We start from the raw sequence: 16,322 nt of genomic DNA on the forward strand, positions 1-16,322 counted from the left end.
CGCGCCCCTGAGCGCGTCACCCCCCGCCTGTCATGACCGTATGGCGATACGGGCATGACAGGCGGGGGCTCTCGGCGTTACCTTCTTGCTGGCTGCACAGGAGCAGCCTGGTGAGTGAGGAGGGCCCCGTGACCGGCAAGGCGACGGGCGAGCGGCGCACAGGTCTGCTGAACGGTTTCGCCGCGTACGGGATGTGGGGTCTCGTCCCCCTCTTCTGGCCGCTGCTGAAGCCCGCCGGGGCGATGGAGATCCTCGCCCACCGAATGGTGTGGTCCCTCGCGTTCGTCGCGCTGGCCCTGGTCTTCGTACGGCGCTGGGCCTGGGCCGGCGAGCTGCTGCGGCAGCCGCGCAGACTCGCGCTGGTCACCGTGGCGGCGGCCGTCATCACCGTGAACTGGGGCGTCTACATTTGGGCTGTGAACTCGGGTCACGTGGTCGAGGCCTCGCTCGGCTACTTCATCAACCCCCTGGTCACCATCGCGATGGGCGTGCTGCTGCTGAAGGAACGGCTGCGGCCCGTGCAGTGGGTGGCGGTCGGGGTCGGTTTCACCGCGGTCCTCGTGCTGACCATCGGCTACGGGCAGCCGCCGTGGATCTCGCTCACCCTCGCGTTCTCCTTCGCCACCTACGGCCTGGTGAAGAAGAAGGTCGACCTCGGGGGCGTCGAGTCGCTGGCCGCGGAGACCGCGATCCAGTTCCTGCCCGCGCTCGGCTATCTGCTGTGGCTGTCCGCGCACGGGGACGCCACGTTCACCGGTGAGGGCCCTGGGCATGCGGCGCTGCTCGCCGCGACCGGCGTCGTCACCGCGCTCCCCCTCGTCTGCTTCGGCGCGGCCGCGATCCGCGTGCCCCTGTCCACGCTGGGGCTGTTGCAGTACCTGGCGCCGGTCTTCCAGTTCCTCCTCGGCGTCCTCTACTTCCACGAGGCGATGCCGGCCGAGCGGTGGGCCGGCTTCGCGCTGGTCTGGCTGGCCCTGGCACTCCTGACCGCCGACGCGTGGCGCTCCGCGCGGAGGGCACGGGCGGCCTTCGGCACGGCGTTGCCGGCCCCGGTACCACTCATCGCCGACGCGGCCGCGAGTACGGGCGCCGGTGCGGGGACAGCCCCCGGTCCCGGCGTGGACGCCTGACACCACGGCGGGGACGCCGGTCCGGCCGACGTCCGGCGGCCGGGAGCCCGGCCCCGGCTACCGGCCGGCCGCCGCGCGCGACGGGACAGGCGCGGTAGGGCGACTTCCGGCCCTTCCGGGGTGGAAGCGGGCCGCGAAGTCCGGGGGCAATCGGCGATTCTGTTGCCTTCGCGCTCGCCGACGCACTATGAGTGGTCGGCATGACGCAGACCCCTGCCCCCGAGCCCGCCGCCGTACCCGCTCCCGTGCACTGGAAGCTGGTCGTGGACGCCGCCGACCCGCACGCTCAGGCCGATTTCTGGGGCGCCGCGCTCCACTACGAGGTCGAGGACAACAGCGCGCTCGTCGAGCGGCTGCTGGGACTCGGTGCGCTGCCCGGCGCGGCCACCGTCGAGTTCCACGGCCGGGTGGCCTTCCGGGACCTGATCGCCGTACGGCATCCCGAGGACCCGTACGACCCGGACAGCGGGACCGGGCTGGGGCGGCGGCTGCTGTTCCAGCGGGTGCCGGAGCCGAAGACGGTGAAGAACCGGCTGCATCTCGACCTGCACCCCGGTGCCGGGCTGCGCACGGCGGAGGTCGGGCGACTGGAGCGGCTGGGGGCGAGTGTGCTGCGGCGGGTGGCGGAGCCGGCCGGCGAGTGGGTGGTGATGACGGACCCCGAGGGCAACGAGTTCTGCGTGCACTAAGGGCTGCCCGACCCCGGATTCCGCTATCCGAACGGCCTGTCCTGATAGCGCTCTTGACGTTCCGTCAGTCCCAGCTTCACCATCCTGGCACCTCATTCACTGTGGAATCCCCCATGATTCCCAAGGAATTCGGAGCCCCCACATGAAGCTCTCCGTTCCCGGGCGTACGACGGCCGCCGGTGCCGTCGCGGCCGTCACCCTGCTGGCCGGCGGTTCCATGGCCACCGCGGCGCCCGCGCCCGAGTCCGCCGTGGCCGCCGCGCCCGACATCCCGGTCGCGAACGTCAAGGCGCATCTGGCGCAGTTGCAGTCCATAGCCACCGCCAACGGCGGCAACCGGGCACACGGCCGGACCGGCTACAAGGCCTCGCTCGACTACGTGAAGGCCAAACTGGACGCGGCCGGATTCACCACCACCGTCCAGCAGTTCACGGCCTCCAGCCGCACCGGCTACAACCTCATAGCCGACTGGCCCGGCGGTGACACCAACCAGGTCGTCATGTCGGGTTCCCACCTCGACAGCGTCACCGCCGGTCCCGGCATCAACGACAACGGGAGCGGCTCGGCGGCCGTCCTGGAGACCGCCCTCGCCGTGTCCCGCACCGCCTACCACCCCACCAAGCACCTGAGATTCGCCTGGTGGGGGGCGGAGGAACTCGGCATGGTCGGCTCCCGCTCCTACGTCAACGGGCTGTCCACCGCGAACCGGGCGAAGATCAGCGACTACCTGAACTTCGACATGATCGGCTCACCGAACCCCGGCTACTTCGTCTACGACGACGACCCGGCGATAGAGAAGACGTTCAAGGACTACTTCACCGGCCTCGGCATCGCCACCGAGCCGGAGACCGAGGGCGACGGACGCTCGGACCACGCGCCCTTCAAGAACGCGGGCATCGCCGTCGGCGGGCTGTTCAGCGGCGCCGACTACATCAAGACGGCGGCGCAGGCCACCAAGTGGGGCGGTACGGCGGGCAAGGCGTTCGACGCCTGCTACCACCGGTCCTGCGACACCGCGTCCAACATCAACGACACCGCGCTCGACCGGCACGGCGACGCCATCGCCCACGCCGTGTGGCAGCTGTCGTCCTGAGGGCCGTCCCGACCCGAGCTCCGGCCAGGACGGCTTCTCACCCTCGGTTCGGCTCACCTCCCGACCGCGTCCCCCGCCTTGCGGGCGCGGTCGGCCAGGCGGGTCATCCGGGTGCGGGCCGAGTCCAGTTGCTCGATGTCGTCGGCGGCCGGACCGTCCTGCGCGGCGAGTTCGCTCCACAGGGCGATCAGGTCGACGCCCAGGTTCAGGCCCTGCACGGGGTTGCGTACGGCGCGCCAGGCGGTGGCCGCGCTCTGCACGTTGCCGTACGCCCCCTCCGCGTCCCCGGTGCTTCGGCGCTGGCGGGCGAGGTCGAGGGAGAGGTGCAGGGAGCGGACCGGGTCGTCCGCCAAGTAGGCGATGTAGGCGTCGAGTTCACGCAGCCGCAGCACTTCGGGATGGGCCGGCCCGAGCGTTCCCGACGCCTCCGTCACGGTCTGCTGGGCGAGCGCCGAGGCCGTGTCGATCCGGCCCGACCTGACGGCCTCGTTGATCCGCGCGACCGGTTCCGCGAGAAGCGGGGGCGCGGTGCCGTCGGCGCCGGACAGCGGCTCGTCCCCGAGTACGGCCTCGGCCACGGCGTCGAAGCCCCTGGCGGGGGTCGGCTTGGGTTCGGGTTCGCGTGCGGAGCCCCGGGCGGGGAGGGACGCGGTGCCCGGGGAGGATGTGCGAGCGGGGCCCTGGGGCGCGGCGGGGACCGGCGCCGGGCGGTCGGCCGGGGTGGGGTCGGGGCCCGGGATCGGCTGCGGTGCGGGCGGCCACTCCGGGTGGGTGGCGTGGGTGGCCGGGGCGGGGGCCGTGGTGGCGGGACGCGGGTAGGAGACCGGGGCCGGGGCGAAGTCCGGCGCCGGGTACGGGAGCGGTCCCTCGGCGGGGTCCGGCTCGGCGTGGAAGGCCCGCTCCGGGTGCGCGGAGTGCTGCGGATACGGGTTCGGCGTCCGGTAGGCGTACTGGTCGGGGGCGGGATCGTCCGCCGGTTCGGGTGACGTCGGTGGCTCGGGCCAGTGGTCGGTGCGCACGGCGCGCGGCGCGTCCATCACCGGTGGCGGGCCGAACTGCCCGGTCGGCGCGGTGACCGTACCGGGCACGGGCCGCTCACCCGGTTCCGGCTCGGCGGACCCGAGCGCGGAGACCGGCTCAGGTACCGGCGGTGCCGCGGGCGCGGGCGCCTGGTGCGAGGTGCGCGCGGGCGGGCCCTCCGGTGTGGCCGCCGGGGGCAGCGCGACCGGCTCGGCGGTGAACTGGCTGGAGCCGTCCGGGTCCACTCGAAGGGGGACGACGTAACCGATGCGTTCGTCGCGAACGGTCGCGAGAACGGGGTGTCCGGCGGCGAACGCGATGCGGTGCAGCTGGGCGAGGACGGCGTGCTGGAGCTCCTCGCCGGGCGCCGCGACGACCGGTACGCCACCCACCGACGCGCCGTCGGCACCCGGGCCGGCGGCGGTGACCCGCACCTCGATGGGCGTCGCCTCCCCGTCGGCCGGGCGGGCGGCGCCCTGCTGGTCCCGCTTCTTGTCGCGGCTGAGTCGAGACATCGGTTCCCTCACTCGGATGCGTCGGGGAGTCGCCGTAGAGCGCGCTCGGATTCCATGGTGCTCCCTCCCGCCGCCGGGTTGTGCTCCCCCGGCGTCGAGATCGGTGCGTACGCGTCCTGTGAGTCTCTCCGCTCACGCGCGGTTCTCACGTCACTGTGGCGTCACAGGCTCGTTCCAGGAACCCCCCGCACGAGTGGTTACGCGCTGATGTCCTTCGCCGTGAACCGGGCCCAGGCCGCCGACCCGAACACGGCCGCGTACAACGCCTGGACGCCGAGGTTCTTCACCAGGTCGTCCCAGTAGACGGGGTCCCGCATCAGGTCCGCGAAGGACAGCCAGTAGTGGGAGAAGAAGTACGGCTGGAGGGCGTGCAGCTGCGGGATCTGGTCGAGGATCTGCACGGTGATCAGCAGGCCCACCGTCGTCGCCATGGCCGCGACGCCGCTGTTGGTCAGCGTGGAGACGAACAGCCCGAGGGCCGCCACCCCGATCAGTGACGCGGCGACGACGAGGGCGATCAGCAGGGCCCGGCCGAGGCCGTCGGCGAAGCTGATCCGGGTGCCGGAGATGGTGGTCAGGTCGCCGAGCGGGAACAGCAGCGCGCCGACGGTCAGCGCGGAGACCGCCACCACCAGCGTGGCGACCAGGCAGAAGGTCAGCACGGTCGCGTACTTGGTGAGCAGGAGGCGGGTGCGGCCGGCGGGGGCGACCAGGAGGTAGCGCAGGGTGCCCGCGTTGGCCTCGCCGGCGATGGCGTCACCCGCGACGACGCCGATGGCCATCGGCAGGAAGAACGGGAGCGTCGCGGCCAGCGCGGTGAAGACCAGGAACAGGCCGTTGTTGGTGATCTGCGAGATGAACGCCGGTCCCTCACCGCCTCCGCCGGCCGAGGAGCCGTCGCTCGTCTCGATCTTCACGGCGATCCCGACCAGGACGGGCACGGCGGCCAGCACCGCCAGCAGGGCGAGCGTGCGCCAGCGGCGGAAGGTCGTCAGGAGTTCGCTGCGCAGCAGTCCGAACGTCCACAACGGGCCGGGCCTGCGCCCCACCGCCCCGGCCGCGACGGGCGGGCCCTGCTCTTCGCGCGGCTCCCGCGTCAGGTCAGCCCGCGACATCGAAGCCCTCCCCGGTCAGGGCGACGAAAGCGTCCTCCAGCGAGGCGCGTTCGACTCCGAAGCCGCGGACGCGGACGCCGGCGGCCACCAGCGCGGAGTTCAGGTCGGCCGGATCACGGTCCGGCGGGTCGGCGGTCACCCGGTCGCCGCCGACGACGACGTCGGCGGCGCCCTGTTCCTTCAGCACCCGGGCCGCGTCCCCGGTGTCGGGCGTGGTGACGACCAGCCGGCCGCGGGTTCCCGCCGCCAGGTCCGCGACCGGGCCCTGGATGATGAGCCGCCCCCGGGTCATGACCGCCGCGTGGGTGCAGACCTGCTCGATCTCGTCGAGCAGGTGGGAGGAGAGGAAGACGGTGGTGCCGTCCGAGGCGAGTTCGCGGACCAGGGAGCGGATCTCCCGCATGCCCTGCGGGTCGAGGCCGTTGGTCGGCTCGTCGAGCACGAGCAGCCGGCGCGGCTGGAGCAGTGCCGCGGCGAGCCCCAGGCGCTGCTTCATGCCGAGGGAGTACGCCTTCGCCTTCTTGCCCGCGGCGGCCGCGAGGCCCACCCGGTCCAGCGCCGAGGCGACGCGTGCGCGCCGGGTGCGGGGGTCGGCGGTCGGGTCGGCGGCGTCGTAGCGCAGCAGGTTGTCGCGGCCGGAGAGGAAGCCGTAGAGCGCGGGGCCCTCGATGAGCGCGCCGACGTGCGGCAGGACGGCGCGGGTGGAGCGGGGCATGGGGCGGCCCAGCACCCGGGCCGTGCCCGAGGTGGGTTCGATCAGGCCCATCAGCATGCGGATGGTGGTGGTCTTGCCGGAGCCGTTGGGGCCGAGGAAGCCGAAGACGCTGCCCGCCGGGACGGTCAGGTCCAGACCGTCGACGGCGAGCTGCCCGCCGCGGAAGCGCTTGGTGAGCGCGCGAGTGGCGATCACGCTGTCGCCCGCGCCCTCGGTGTCCGGCTCCGTGACGGACGGTGCGTCCATCGGCTCCCTCGTCTCGTCGTACGCACCGGGGTGGGTGCGTACGGTGTCTACTTCCCGGCGTCGGCGGCCTTCACCAGCGCGTCCTTGGTGACCGCGCCGACGTAGAGCTTGCCGTCGTCCGTGGCCAGGGCGTTGACCAGGCGGGTGGAGAAGACGGTGCCCGAGCCGAACTTGCCGGTCACGTGGTCGCCGAGCGAGCCGAGGAAGCCGCCGAGGTCGCCGCCCGCGGAGGAGCCCGTCGGCAGCTTCCCGCCGCCCGTGTCGAAGGTGGCGACCGAGTTCCAGCCCTCACCGATGACCTTCAGGCCCTCCAGGCCCTTGCCCTCGGAAAGACCCCCCGCCGACTTCCCGCCGCCCGGGATGCGGGGCTTGCCGTGGACGGCCTTGTCGCCCTCGGTGACCTTGTCCCCCTCGGTCACCTTGGCGCCCTTGGGCGGGGTGAAGTCGAAGGTGGACGCGGCCGGCCTGGAGAAGCTGACCTGCGTGAAACCCGCGTCGACCACGGCCGCGCCACCGCCGGCCGGGGTCAGCGTGAACTTCAGCGGCAGGCCGGTCCTCGCGTCCACGGCCACGCTGATCGCGCCGACGGTCGAGCCGGACTGCCTCGGCTTGATCACCAGGCGGTAGGCGTCCCGGCCGGCGACCTGCGCGGTGCCGTCGACGGCGACCGAGGTGGTGTCGTCGACCGACTTGAGGGCCTCGTCGGTGAGGTCCTTGGGCGTGGCGGGGACCTCCTGCTTCTGCCGCGCGCCGGCGCTGTCGGGTGCGGTGGCGTGGTAGACCTCGCCGGACTTGCTGTCGTAGCCCCAGACGTCCTTGCCGTCGTGGATCAGGCTGTACTCGGCGGCGTTCTCCAGGAGGGACAGCTTCTGCCGGTCGGGGCCGTCGGCCGCGACGCGCAGGGTGTGCGTGCCCGCGGCGAGTTCCGTGAGCTTCGCCGACGGGTCGGCGGCCGAACCGCCGTCGCCCTGCCGCGTGGCGCCGGAGAGCAGTCCGCTCTCCAGGCCGCCGAGGTCGGGCAGTCCCAGGTCGGTGGTGATCTTCACCGTGCCGGACAGCTGCTGCACGTCCGACGCGGCGATCTTCTCGATGAGTTGCTGTGCGCTGATCTTCGGCAGGCTGGGGTCGCCGGAATCGGCGAGTGCGGGCACGAGCCCGATGGTCGCCGCCGCCACCCCGATCACGGTGACCGGGACGATGTACCGGGCGGCCTTGCGGCGACCCGCGCGCAGGTCGTCGGCCTCTCCGGCGTTCGCGCTGTCCTCGGATTCGTACGGTGCCATGTGTGCCTTACCTCCGTCGTCGGCGGCGGCTGCCCGTTGTTCTTCTCGTCCTCGCACTCGTCCCACCCCGAGCCGCCATTCTCACCCGAATCGGTGAGGAGTGGTGATGTCCGTGGTGTCCATCTGACCAAATCGGGCGCGGTGATGCGTCAACCCCCGGACTCAACTCCGCGTACGCCTGGGGTATGACGCGAGAGGGCGGCGCCTCCCCCGACCCGTAGGGGTTCGGACGAGACACCGCCCTGAAGCGACTGCCGTCGGAGGGGGCGCCGGCGCGAGTGCCGTGACCGGAACTAGCCCGCCCGGTGGACCACCGCGTCGCACAGTTCGAGCAGCGCCGCCTTCGCGTCGCACTCGCGCAGCGGGGCCAGGACCGCGCGGGCCTCCTCGGCGTAGCGCACGGTGTCCCGGCGGGCCTGCTCCAGCGCGGGATGGGCGCGGAGCCCGGCCAGTGCCTCGGCGTGCCGCCCGTCGTCGGTCAGGTCGGAGTCGAGGAGCTCGCACAGGGCGAGGTCCTCGGCGAGGCCCAGCCGGGCCGCCCGCTCGCGCAGCCGCAGCACCGGCAGGGTCGGGATGCCCTCGCGCAGGTCCGTGCCCGGGGTCTTGCCCGACTCGTGGGAGTCGGAGGCGATGTCCAGCACGTCGTCCGCCAGCTGGAAGGCGACCCCGAGCCGCTCGCCGTACTGCGTGAGCACGTCGACGACCGTCTCGTCGGCGCCCGACATCATGGCGCCGAAACGGCAGGACACGGCCACCAGTGAGCCCGTCTTGCCGCCGAGGACGTCGAGGTAGTGCTCGACCGGGTCGCGCCCGTCCGTCGGACCGGCCGTCTCCAGGATCTGGCCGGTCACCAGGCGCTCGAACGCCTCCGCCTGGACCCGGACCGCCTCCGGCCCGAGGTCGGCCAGGATGTGCGAGGCCCGGGCGAACAGGAAGTCCCCGGTGAGGACGGCGACCGAGTTGCCCCAGCGGGCGTTCGCGCTGGGCACCCCGCGCCGCACGTCGGCCTCGTCCATGACGTCGTCGTGGTACAGCGTCGCCAGGTGGGTCAGCTCCACCACCACCGCGGACGGCACGATCCCCGGCGCGTGGCGGTCACCGAACTGCGCGGCGAGCATCACGAGCAGTGGCCGGAAACGTTTGCCGCCGGCGCGCACGAGGTGCTGCGCGGCCTCCGTGATGAAGGGGACCTCACTCTTGGTGGCTTCGAGCAGACCCTCCTCGACGGCCGCCATCCCGGCCTGGACATCGGCTTCCAGAGCCTGGTCCCGCACGCTCAGCCCGAACGGCCCGACGACGGTCACGAGGGGTCTCCTGTCTGCTGGTGTCCACTGGCGATCACACGGTTTGTCGATAGGTCGCTGCGCTCACTCAAGTCAGCGTATCCGGTCACCTTTCGATCACCGATAGCGCCCACGGTTCCAGGCCAGGCGGTATCGGATCACGACCGGAATGTTTTTGATCACTCCATAAGGACTGATATCTGTCGGGTTAGCTGTAAGTAGCCGCATCTGTCACCAATCGCGGCGGCCACCGGGCCGCCGGCCCGCGCGGCCGGAAACACCCTGCACCTCCTCGCCCTGCAGTATCCCCACGCCCCTCCGCACCGGGCGACCGACGAGGCCCCGCGTGTCCCCCTCGCGGGGCCGGCGCGACCGTCCTCGCCCGCCCTCTGTCGCCCACCCGGGCGTACGGGGTCGCACGCGGCGGGTCGGTGGGGTGGCGGCCCGCGCGGGGGTCCACACCGGGGCCCCTTCAATGCCGTGCCCTCGCGGGCCGGTCCCGCCCGCCGGCCCGACGACCCCGCCGAGCCAACGGTCCCGCCCGACGACCCGCCGCCCCCACGGCCGACCCAGCGCGCCGGACCCGCGCACCGCGCCCGCCGTCCACCCCGCCCGCCCGCCGGGCTCACGCCCCGAACCCGCCTGCCGCACACGCGCCGACAGCACCCACCGACGCACGCACCCCTCCGCCCACCTCCGCACCCGCCCGAAAAAACATCCCTCCCCCGCCTCCCCCTCACGCACGGAAGTGGATTTCACCGGCGGCCAATTGGCCACGAGTTGGCCCTATTGCCCGAATTGCGCCGCTTGTTCACGCCCGTGAGTTGGGTCACGCGCGCCCGGGATCACCCCCAGCCCTCCCGTCACCCTTTCCGCCTTTGCCGCAAAGCGAGTTGAGGGTTGGCATCCGCAAAGGATCAAGTACCCCATACGCCTCAGATCAAGGTCAACCGCTCGAATGGCGATTCCGGCCCTTGTTCCGGACATGTGCTCTCGCATACGTTCCCGGCCTGTCGGGTGGACGCCTAATCCTGCCGCCGCCCGAACCGACACTCATCGACACAGACACCGCACGGCAGGAGCGGGGGACCCAGGTAAGTCGCCGCACCGGATGTTCCAGGACAAACCGGTACGGCTGGGGGTGAAGTCACGTCCGTCAGGGCGTGGCCGGGCAACTCCCGCCCGAACCCGACAGCTCACCTCGCAGGCGCCGGAGAGGACACAGTCATGCCCGCTGCCGCTCAGCACCGACGTACCAGAACCGCCCGCCTCGCCCGCAAGCTCGCCGTCATCGGCACCGGAGCCGCCGTACTGGCGCTCCCCGTCATCGGAGCGAGCACCGCCTCCGCGGCGACCCCGACGGTGACCACCGCCTCCTCGCTGGGGTACGCCAACAACCTGGACGGCTGGATCCGCGCCTCGCTGACCGTCATGGCCCAGCACGGCATTCCGGGTTCGTACAACGGCATCTACCGCAACGTCATCCGCGAGTCCTCCGGCAACCCCAACGCCATCAACCTGTGGGACTCCAACGCGGCCGCGGGCATCCCCTCCAAGGGTCTGCTCCAGGTCATCGACCCGACGTTCCGGGCCTACCACGTCGCCGGCACCTCGTGGGACTCCTACGACCCGGTCGCGAACATCACCGCCGCCTGCAACTACGCGGCCGCGCGGTACGGCTCGATCGACAACGTCTTCTCGGCGTACTGAGCACTGCCTGTGAGGGTCAGGGGCACCGGCGTTGGGACGCCGGTGCCCACCGGCCCCCGGTCCGATCGGCGGATCAGACCGGCCGCCAGGCCCTCCGGGGCCCGGGGAAGAGACGTTCGAGGACGACGGCCACGCCGTCGTCCTCGTTCGACGTGGTGACCTCGTCGGCCACCGACCGCAGTTCGGGGTGCGCGTTGGCCATCGCCACCCCGCGGGCCGCCCAGTCGAACATGGGGATGTCGTTGGGCATGTCACCGAAGGCGATCGTCCGGTCCGGGCCGAGGCCCAGATACTCCGCGGCCAGCGCGAGACCGGTGGCCTTGGTGATGCCGCATGGCTGGAGTTCGACGGTGCCGGGCCCGGACATGGTGACCGTGGCCAGGGAACCGGCCACCGATCGCGCCGTCGCCGCCAACTCGTCGTCGCTCAGGTAGGGGTGGCGCAGCAGCACCTTGCTGATGGGCTCGCACCACAGGTCGTCGCGCCGCTCGACCCGGAGCGCCGGGAGGGTCGGGTGCGGCATCAGGTAGCCGGGCTCGATGAGCGTGAGGCCGTCGACGCCGTCCTGGTCGACCGCCGCGTACACCAGCCCGACCTCGGCCTCGATCTTGCCGAGGGCGGTCTCGGCCAGCTCCCGGTCCAGGGTGACGGACCACAGCAGGCGGTCCGCGCCCGCGTCGTACACCTGCGCGCCCTGTCCGCACACCGCGAGCCCCGTGCTGCCGAGGTCGTCGAGCAGGGGCCGCACCCTGGGCGCCGGGCGGCCCGTCACCACCAGATGCCGGGCGCCGGCCGACGCCGCGCGGGCGAGCGCGGCGAGCGACCGTTCGGAGAGGGTGTCGTCGCCGCGGAGCAGGGTTCCGTCCAGGTCGGTGGCGATGAGTGAATATGCGGTGGGAGCGGCCATGATCAGAGAATACGGATGGAACGCCCCGGCGACTCGACGCGAACCGGACGGCTCCTTCTTTCACATCCGTTGACCCAAGTTCCGGTTGCCTGCTGTCCGTTACTGCTCGCCGGGTGCCGGGAGTTGAGCAGTTCGGCGGTTCCGGCCCGCGGGCGGTTTCCGGCTCCGGACGCCCGCCGGGGACGGCCGGACCCGGCCTACGCGGACTCCCGGACCACCAGTTCCGTCGGCAGGATCACGCCCGCCGTGTCCTCGCCGGCGATCTGCGCGAGGAGCATCCGGACCATCTCCGCGCTGATCCGGTCGAAGGGCTGGCGCATGGTGGTGAGGGCGGGGGTGATGGCGGTGGCCGCCGGGGAGTCGTCGAAGCCTCCGACAGCGATGTCATCGGGCACCGAACAGCCCTCCTGCTGAAGGGTGTTGACGACTCCCTGGGCCATGAGGTCGGAGGCGACGAACACCGCGTCCAGGTCGGGGGCCCGCTTCAGCAGCAGCCGGGCCGCCCGCTCGCCGCCGGCGCGCCGGTAGTCACCCTCGACGACCAGTGCCTCGTCGTAGGGCAGGCCCGCCTCCGCGAGCACCTCGCGGTAGCCGGCCAGCCGGTCGGTGCCGCCCGGGGTGTCGAGCGGGCCGGTGATCATGGCGACCCGGCGGCGGCCGGTGGCGAGGAGGTGGCGGACCATCTCCCGGGCGCCGTCGCGGTCGTCGGCGGCCACGTAGCTGACCTTGGAGCCGAGGCCGAGCGGTTTGCCGCAGGCCACCAACGGGATGCCGGCGGCGCGCAGTTCGGCGGCGACCGGGTCACCGCTGTGGCTGGACACCAGCAGGACGCCGTCGACATGGCCGGAGGTGATGTAGCGGGTGAGCCGGCGGCGGTCGTCGCGGGAGGAGGCCAGCATCAGCAGCAGCGGGACGTCGTGCCGTGCGAGGTGTTCGGTGCAGCCGCGCAGCAGCACGTTGAAGTTGGGGTCCTCGAAGAACTTCTCCTGCGGCTCGGTGAGGAGGAAGGCGACCGAGTCGGAGCGCCCGGTGCTCAGGCTGCGGGCGTGCCGGTTGACGACGTACCCCGTCTTCCTGATCGCGGCCTCCACGGCCCGGCCCGCGGCGGGCGAGACGTAGTGGCCGCCGTTCAGGAAGCGGGAGACGGTGCCCCGTGACACGCCCGCCTCCCGTGCCACGTCGTGGATGGTGGGCGGCCTGCGGCGTCCGTTCGCGCTGGTGGTCATGGTCCTCGTCATGGGGCGGGCGGGCGAGTCGGAAGGTGGTGCGGGAGGGCGGCCGGGCGCCGGTCAGGCCTTGACGGAGCCGCTCAGCAGGTCCAGTGACCAGAAACGCTGGATCACCAGGAACAGGGCGATCAGCGGGAGGATCGCGAGCAGACAGCCGGTGATGACCAGGGTGTAGAGGGCGGGCTGCGAGGCGCCCTGGGCCAGCAGGGTGTAGAGGCCGAGGGTGAGCGGGAACTTGGTGTCGTCGGCGAGCATCACGTACGGCAGCAGGAAGTTGTTCCAGATGCCGACGAACTGGAACAGGAACACCGTGATGAGGCCCGGCATCATCATCGGCACCGCGATCCGCGAGAAGATCCGCCACTCGCTCGCGCCGTCCATGCGGGCGGCCTCCATGAGTTCGGCGGGCACCGAGGCGGCCGCGTAGATGCGGACCAGGTAGACGCCGTACGGGGAGAGGATGGACGGCAGCAGCATCGACCAGTACGAGTCGGCCAGGCCCGTCTTCGCCAGCAGCAGGTACTGCGGTACGGCCAGCACGATGCCCGGCACCAGCACACCGGCCAGGATCATCTTGAAGACGGCCTCCCGTCCGCGGAAGACGAACCGGCCGAGCGCGTAGCCGCCGGCGGCGGAGACCGCGGTGGACAGCGCGGCGCCGAAGCCCGCGTAGAAGGCGGAGTTGGCCATCCACTGCCAGTAGATGCCGTCCCGGTAGGCGGTCAGGTCGTTCACGTTGTCGAGGAAGCCGGAGCCGGGGGCGAAGGTGAAGGTGGAGAACAGCTCCGACCGGTTCTTCGTCGCGGCGACGACCACCCAGGCGATGGGGACCAGGCAGTACAGCGCGCCGAGGATCAGCACCAGGGTGGGGATCCAGGCGGTGCGCCGCGCACGGCTTCCGGTGGCGGACGTGCCGGTGTCGGCGGTGAGGGTGAGGGGGGTCATGCCCGGTCCTCCCGGGTGTAGCGGTCGGAAACGCGCAGCAGGGTGAAGGAGAGAAGGTAGGTGGCCACGGCGAGCACCACCGCGGTGGCGGAGGCGCCGTAGATGTCGGACTGCAGGAACGCCGTGTCGTAGATGGCCATCAACGGGCTCCAGCTGCTGGGCAGTCCGTTGGTCAGCGGCTTCAGGGTCATGGGCTCGGTGAAGACCTGGAGGGTGGCGATCACCGAGAAGAAGAAGGTGAGCACCAGCGAGGGCATCACGATCGGGATCTTGATCCGCAGGGCGATGTGCAGGTCGGACGCGCCGTCGATCCGGGCCGCCTCGTAGATCTCCTGCGGGATCGCCTTGAGCGCGGTGTAGATGACGATCATGTTGAAGCCGGTGCCGCCCCAGACCGCGATGTTCGCGAAGGAGAGGTAGAGGCTGCCGCCGTCGAACAGGTTGGGCTGCGGCAGCCCGAGCCTGTCCAGCAGGTAGTAGAAGGGGCTGACGTCCGGCAGGTAGAGGAAGCCCCACATCAGGGCGGCGATGATGCCCGGCACCGCGTACGGCAGGAAGATCATCAGCCGTGCGAAGGACGCGCTGCGCGCCTTCGGGGTGTCCAGCATCAGCGCGAACAGCAGCGCCAGGCCGAGCATGGTCGGGATGACGATGAGGCCGTAGCCGAAGGCGCGCAGCACGCTGCTGCCGAACTCGGAGTCGTGGAGGACGGCCGTGTAGTTGCCGAGGCCGTTCCAGACCTCGGCGCGGGCGCCCTTGCCGAGTCCGATGCCCTTGACCTTGACCTTGTGCAGGCTCAGCCAGATCGCGTACCCGATGGGGACGACGGTGAAGGCGGCGAACAGAACCAGGGTCGGCACCAGGAACCAGTACGGGGCGCTGCGGCCACGGCGGCGGGGGCGGCTGGGGCGGACGGACTGGGCGGTGCCGGTGCCGTCCGCCAAGGGCCCGACCGCGATGCGGTCGGAGCCCTTGAGCGGGGCGCTGGTCATGCCTCGGTCACCTCGAAGCCCTGCTTCTTCATGTCCTGGAAGGTCTTCGACTGCACGGCGTCGAGCGCGGAGTCGAACTGGGCTTCCTTCCTCGCCTTGGTGGCCTTTCCGAAGCCGTCCTGGAAGGCGGTGTACGCGATCTGCACGTTCGGGCCCCAGGCGGAGGGTGCCGTGGTGGCGGCGATCGCGGCGGCCGTGGTGTAGAAGTCCGCCTGGTTGGAGAAGAACTCGGGCGTTTTGAGGATGTCGCCGGACTGGCCCTTGGTGGCGGCCGGGTAGACCGCGGGGTACTTGACCAGCGCGGCCAGCGCCTCCGGGTCGGTGTTGATCCAGCGGGCGAACTTCGCCGCGGCCTCGGCGTGCTTGGAGTCGGTGGAGACGCCGGTGGAGGAGCCGCCCCAGCTGCCGGTGACGTTCTCGCCCGACTTCCACTGGGGCAGCGGGGCCATGCGCCACTTGCCCTTGGTGTCGGGGGCGGAGCTCACCAGCACGCCGGGCGCCCACACGGCGGAGACCCAGGCGAGGTGGGTGCCCTTGTTCAGGGCGTTGTTCCAGGCCGGGGTGTACATCGGCTGGTTGTCGATGACGCCCTCCTGCACCAGGCCGCCCCAGAAGTCGGCGACCTTGCGGGTGCCGGCGTCGTCGATGCCGACGGTCCACTTGCCGCCGCCGTCGACGGTCCACCACGCGCCGCCGGCCTGCTGGGAGAGGCCCGCGAACAGGCCGGGGTCGTTGGCGGAGAAGGTGGTCAGGTAGGCGTCCGGGACGGCCTTCCTCGCGGCGCGCGCCACCTCGGCGAACTCGGTCCAGGTCTTCGGCACGGACAGGCCGTGCTTCTTGAACAGGTCCTCGCGGTAGTAGAACATCAGCGGCGCCGAGTCCTGCGGGAGCGCGTACAGAGCGTCCGTGCCGAGGGTGACCATCTTCCACAGGCCGTCGGAGAAGTCGGACTTGGCGTCGCCGACGTACGTGGATATGTCGGCGAGGACGTCGTTGGAGACCAGGGTCGGCAGGGACTGGTACTCGACCTGGATCAGGTCCGGGGCGCTGCCGGCCTTCTTCGCGGTGATCAGCTTGGAGACGATCTCACCGCCGCTGGCCTGCTTCGACACGGTGACCGTGATGTCCGGGTTCTTCTTGTTCCAGATCGCGGCGACCTTGTCCATGTTCGGCGCCCACGACCAGTAGGTCAGCTTGACCGGCCCGCCGGCCTTGCCGGAGTCGTCGTCGGAACCGCCGCAGGCGGCGAGGGTGCCGGTCAGGCCGAGGGCGGTGGCCCCGGCGAGCATGGTGCGCCTGCTGATCCGGCGGCTGTGGATCGACATCTTCATCTCCCCTGACTGAGAAGAGCCGGCCTCGGTGTGTCCCGCGTACGTGGCAGCCGCCGTGGGGGATGGGGCTGCGGGCACGTGACCGAGAGGCTGTGCGCGAGGGCCGCGCGGCTCTGTGA

At 71.6% G+C, this 16,322-nt stretch carries 14 protein-coding genes and 1 riboswitch; of the genes, 4 read left to right on the forward strand and 10 right to left on the reverse strand.

Features of this window, described 5'->3' with window-relative positions:
* The first annotated feature begins 128 nt into the window (after window positions 1-128).
* The 3 genes from rarD (at window position 129) to ABZT03_RS04605 (ending at window position 2,912) form a co-directional block, all read left to right on the forward strand.
* Window positions 129-1,130: an EamA family transporter RarD gene (gene rarD / locus ABZT03_RS04595; RefSeq protein ID WP_356033666.1), complete on the forward strand. Its 1,002-nt coding sequence runs from the start codon at window positions 129-131 to the stop codon at window positions 1,128-1,130.
* 200 nt (window positions 1,131-1,330) lie between these two features.
* Complete coding sequence (locus tag ABZT03_RS04600; protein WP_356033405.1) at window positions 1,331-1,819, forward strand: VOC family protein; 489 nt, start codon at window positions 1,331-1,333, stop codon at window positions 1,817-1,819.
* Window positions 1,820-1,961: 142 nt separating this feature from the next.
* Window positions 1,962-2,912, forward strand: a complete 951-nt coding sequence (locus ABZT03_RS04605) for a M28 family metallopeptidase (protein ID WP_356033407.1) — start codon at window positions 1,962-1,964, stop codon at window positions 2,910-2,912.
* A 53-nt stretch (window positions 2,913-2,965) separates the two neighbouring features.
* Here the strand turns inward: ABZT03_RS04605 and ABZT03_RS04610 are convergent, their stop codons facing one another.
* From ABZT03_RS04610 to ABZT03_RS04630, 5 genes are all read right to left on the reverse strand, one after another.
* Window positions 2,966-4,447, reverse strand: a complete 1,482-nt coding sequence (locus ABZT03_RS04610) for a tetratricopeptide repeat protein (RefSeq protein WP_356033409.1) — start codon at window positions 4,445-4,447, stop codon at window positions 2,966-2,968.
* Window positions 4,448-4,644: 197 nt separating this feature from the next.
* Window positions 4,645-5,562 carry an ABC transporter permease gene (locus tag ABZT03_RS04615; RefSeq protein ID WP_356033412.1) on the reverse strand — a complete coding sequence of 306 codons (918 nt, stop codon included), beginning with the start codon at window positions 5,560-5,562 and terminating at the stop codon, window positions 4,645-4,647.
* Window positions 5,549-6,523 (reverse strand): ABC transporter ATP-binding protein, encoded by a 975-nt coding sequence (locus ABZT03_RS04620; RefSeq protein WP_356033415.1) that lies wholly within the window; start codon window positions 6,521-6,523, stop codon window positions 5,549-5,551. Before ABZT03_RS04620 ends, ABZT03_RS04615 begins: the two co-directional genes overlap by 14 nt.
* Before the next feature lie 47 nt (window positions 6,524-6,570).
* Complete coding sequence (locus ABZT03_RS04625) at window positions 6,571-7,806, reverse strand: DUF2092 domain-containing protein (RefSeq protein ID WP_356033418.1); 1,236 nt, start codon at window positions 7,804-7,806, stop codon at window positions 6,571-6,573.
* 293 nt (window positions 7,807-8,099) lie between these two features.
* Window positions 8,100-9,110, reverse strand: coding sequence for a polyprenyl synthetase family protein (locus ABZT03_RS04630; RefSeq protein WP_356033420.1), 1,011 nt, complete (start codon window positions 9,108-9,110; stop codon window positions 8,100-8,102).
* 1,035 nt (window positions 9,111-10,145) lie between these two features.
* A riboswitch (cyclic di-AMP (ydaO/yuaA leader) is annotated at window positions 10,146-10,314 on the forward strand.
* A 2-nt stretch (window positions 10,315-10,316) separates the two neighbouring features.
* Between ABZT03_RS04630 and ABZT03_RS04635 the strand changes: the two genes are divergently transcribed.
* The gene (locus tag ABZT03_RS04635; protein WP_356033423.1) at window positions 10,317-10,799 is read left to right on the forward strand and encodes a transglycosylase SLT domain-containing protein; all 483 of its coding nucleotides are present in this window, start codon (window positions 10,317-10,319) and stop codon (window positions 10,797-10,799) included.
* Between the two features lie 73 nt (window positions 10,800-10,872).
* On the opposite strand, the gene ABZT03_RS04640 is transcribed toward ABZT03_RS04635, so the two are convergent.
* The 5 genes from ABZT03_RS04640 to ABZT03_RS04660 form a co-directional block, all read right to left on the reverse strand.
* Window positions 10,873-11,706, reverse strand: coding sequence for an HAD family hydrolase (locus tag ABZT03_RS04640; RefSeq protein WP_356033426.1), 834 nt, complete (start codon window positions 11,704-11,706; stop codon window positions 10,873-10,875).
* Between the two features lie 197 nt (window positions 11,707-11,903).
* Window positions 11,904-12,932 (reverse strand): LacI family DNA-binding transcriptional regulator, encoded by a 1,029-nt coding sequence (locus ABZT03_RS04645; RefSeq protein WP_356033428.1) that lies wholly within the window; start codon window positions 12,930-12,932, stop codon window positions 11,904-11,906.
* 63 nt (window positions 12,933-12,995) lie between these two features.
* Window positions 12,996-13,880: a carbohydrate ABC transporter permease gene (locus ABZT03_RS04650; RefSeq protein ID WP_356033431.1), complete on the reverse strand. Its 885-nt coding sequence runs from the start codon at window positions 13,878-13,880 to the stop codon at window positions 12,996-12,998.
* Window positions 13,877-14,872, reverse strand: coding sequence for a sugar ABC transporter permease (locus ABZT03_RS04655; protein ID WP_356033434.1), 996 nt, complete (start codon window positions 14,870-14,872; stop codon window positions 13,877-13,879). Before ABZT03_RS04655 ends, ABZT03_RS04650 begins: the two co-directional genes overlap by 4 nt.
* Window positions 14,869-16,203, reverse strand: coding sequence for a sugar ABC transporter substrate-binding protein (locus ABZT03_RS04660; RefSeq protein ID WP_356033436.1), 1,335 nt, complete (start codon window positions 16,201-16,203; stop codon window positions 14,869-14,871). Before ABZT03_RS04660 ends, ABZT03_RS04655 begins: the two co-directional genes overlap by 4 nt.
* Window positions 16,204-16,322: the final 119 nt, after the last annotated feature.

Source organism: Streptomyces sp. NPDC005574, assembly GCF_040605435.1.
Classification (GTDB): domain Bacteria; phylum Actinomycetota; class Actinomycetes; order Streptomycetales; family Streptomycetaceae; genus Streptomyces.

Bases quoted from the DNA above. Each gene is read 5' to 3' on its own strand.
- ABZT03_RS04645 (WP_356033428.1), bottom strand. From the start codon at position 12,932: ATGACCACCAGCGCGAACGGACGCCGCAGGCCGCCCACCATCCACGAC.
- ABZT03_RS04605 (WP_356033407.1), top strand. From the start codon at position 1,962: ATGAAGCTCTCCGTTCCCGGGCGTACGACGGCCGCCGGTGCCGTCGCG.
- ABZT03_RS04660 (WP_356033436.1), bottom strand. From the start codon at position 16,203: ATGAAGATGTCGATCCACAGCCGCCGGATCAGCAGGCGCACCATGCTC.
- ABZT03_RS04615 (WP_356033412.1), bottom strand. From the start codon at position 5,562: ATGTCGCGGGCTGACCTGACGCGGGAGCCGCGCGAAGAGCAGGGCCCG.
- ABZT03_RS04635 (WP_356033423.1), top strand. From the start codon at position 10,317: ATGCCCGCTGCCGCTCAGCACCGACGTACCAGAACCGCCCGCCTCGCC.
- ABZT03_RS04640 (WP_356033426.1), bottom strand. From the start codon at position 11,706: ATGGCCGCTCCCACCGCATATTCACTCATCGCCACCGACCTGGACGGA.
- ABZT03_RS04655 (WP_356033434.1), bottom strand. From the start codon at position 14,872: ATGACCAGCGCCCCGCTCAAGGGCTCCGACCGCATCGCGGTCGGGCCC.
- ABZT03_RS04620 (WP_356033415.1), bottom strand. From the start codon at position 6,523: ATGGACGCACCGTCCGTCACGGAGCCGGACACCGAGGGCGCGGGCGAC.
- ABZT03_RS04600 (WP_356033405.1), top strand. From the start codon at position 1,331: ATGACGCAGACCCCTGCCCCCGAGCCCGCCGCCGTACCCGCTCCCGTG.
- ABZT03_RS04625 (WP_356033418.1), bottom strand. From the start codon at position 7,806: ATGGCACCGTACGAATCCGAGGACAGCGCGAACGCCGGAGAGGCCGAC.
- ABZT03_RS04650 (WP_356033431.1), bottom strand. From the start codon at position 13,880: ATGACCCCCCTCACCCTCACCGCCGACACCGGCACGTCCGCCACCGGA.
- ABZT03_RS04610 (WP_356033409.1), bottom strand. From the start codon at position 4,447: ATGTCTCGACTCAGCCGCGACAAGAAGCGGGACCAGCAGGGCGCCGCC.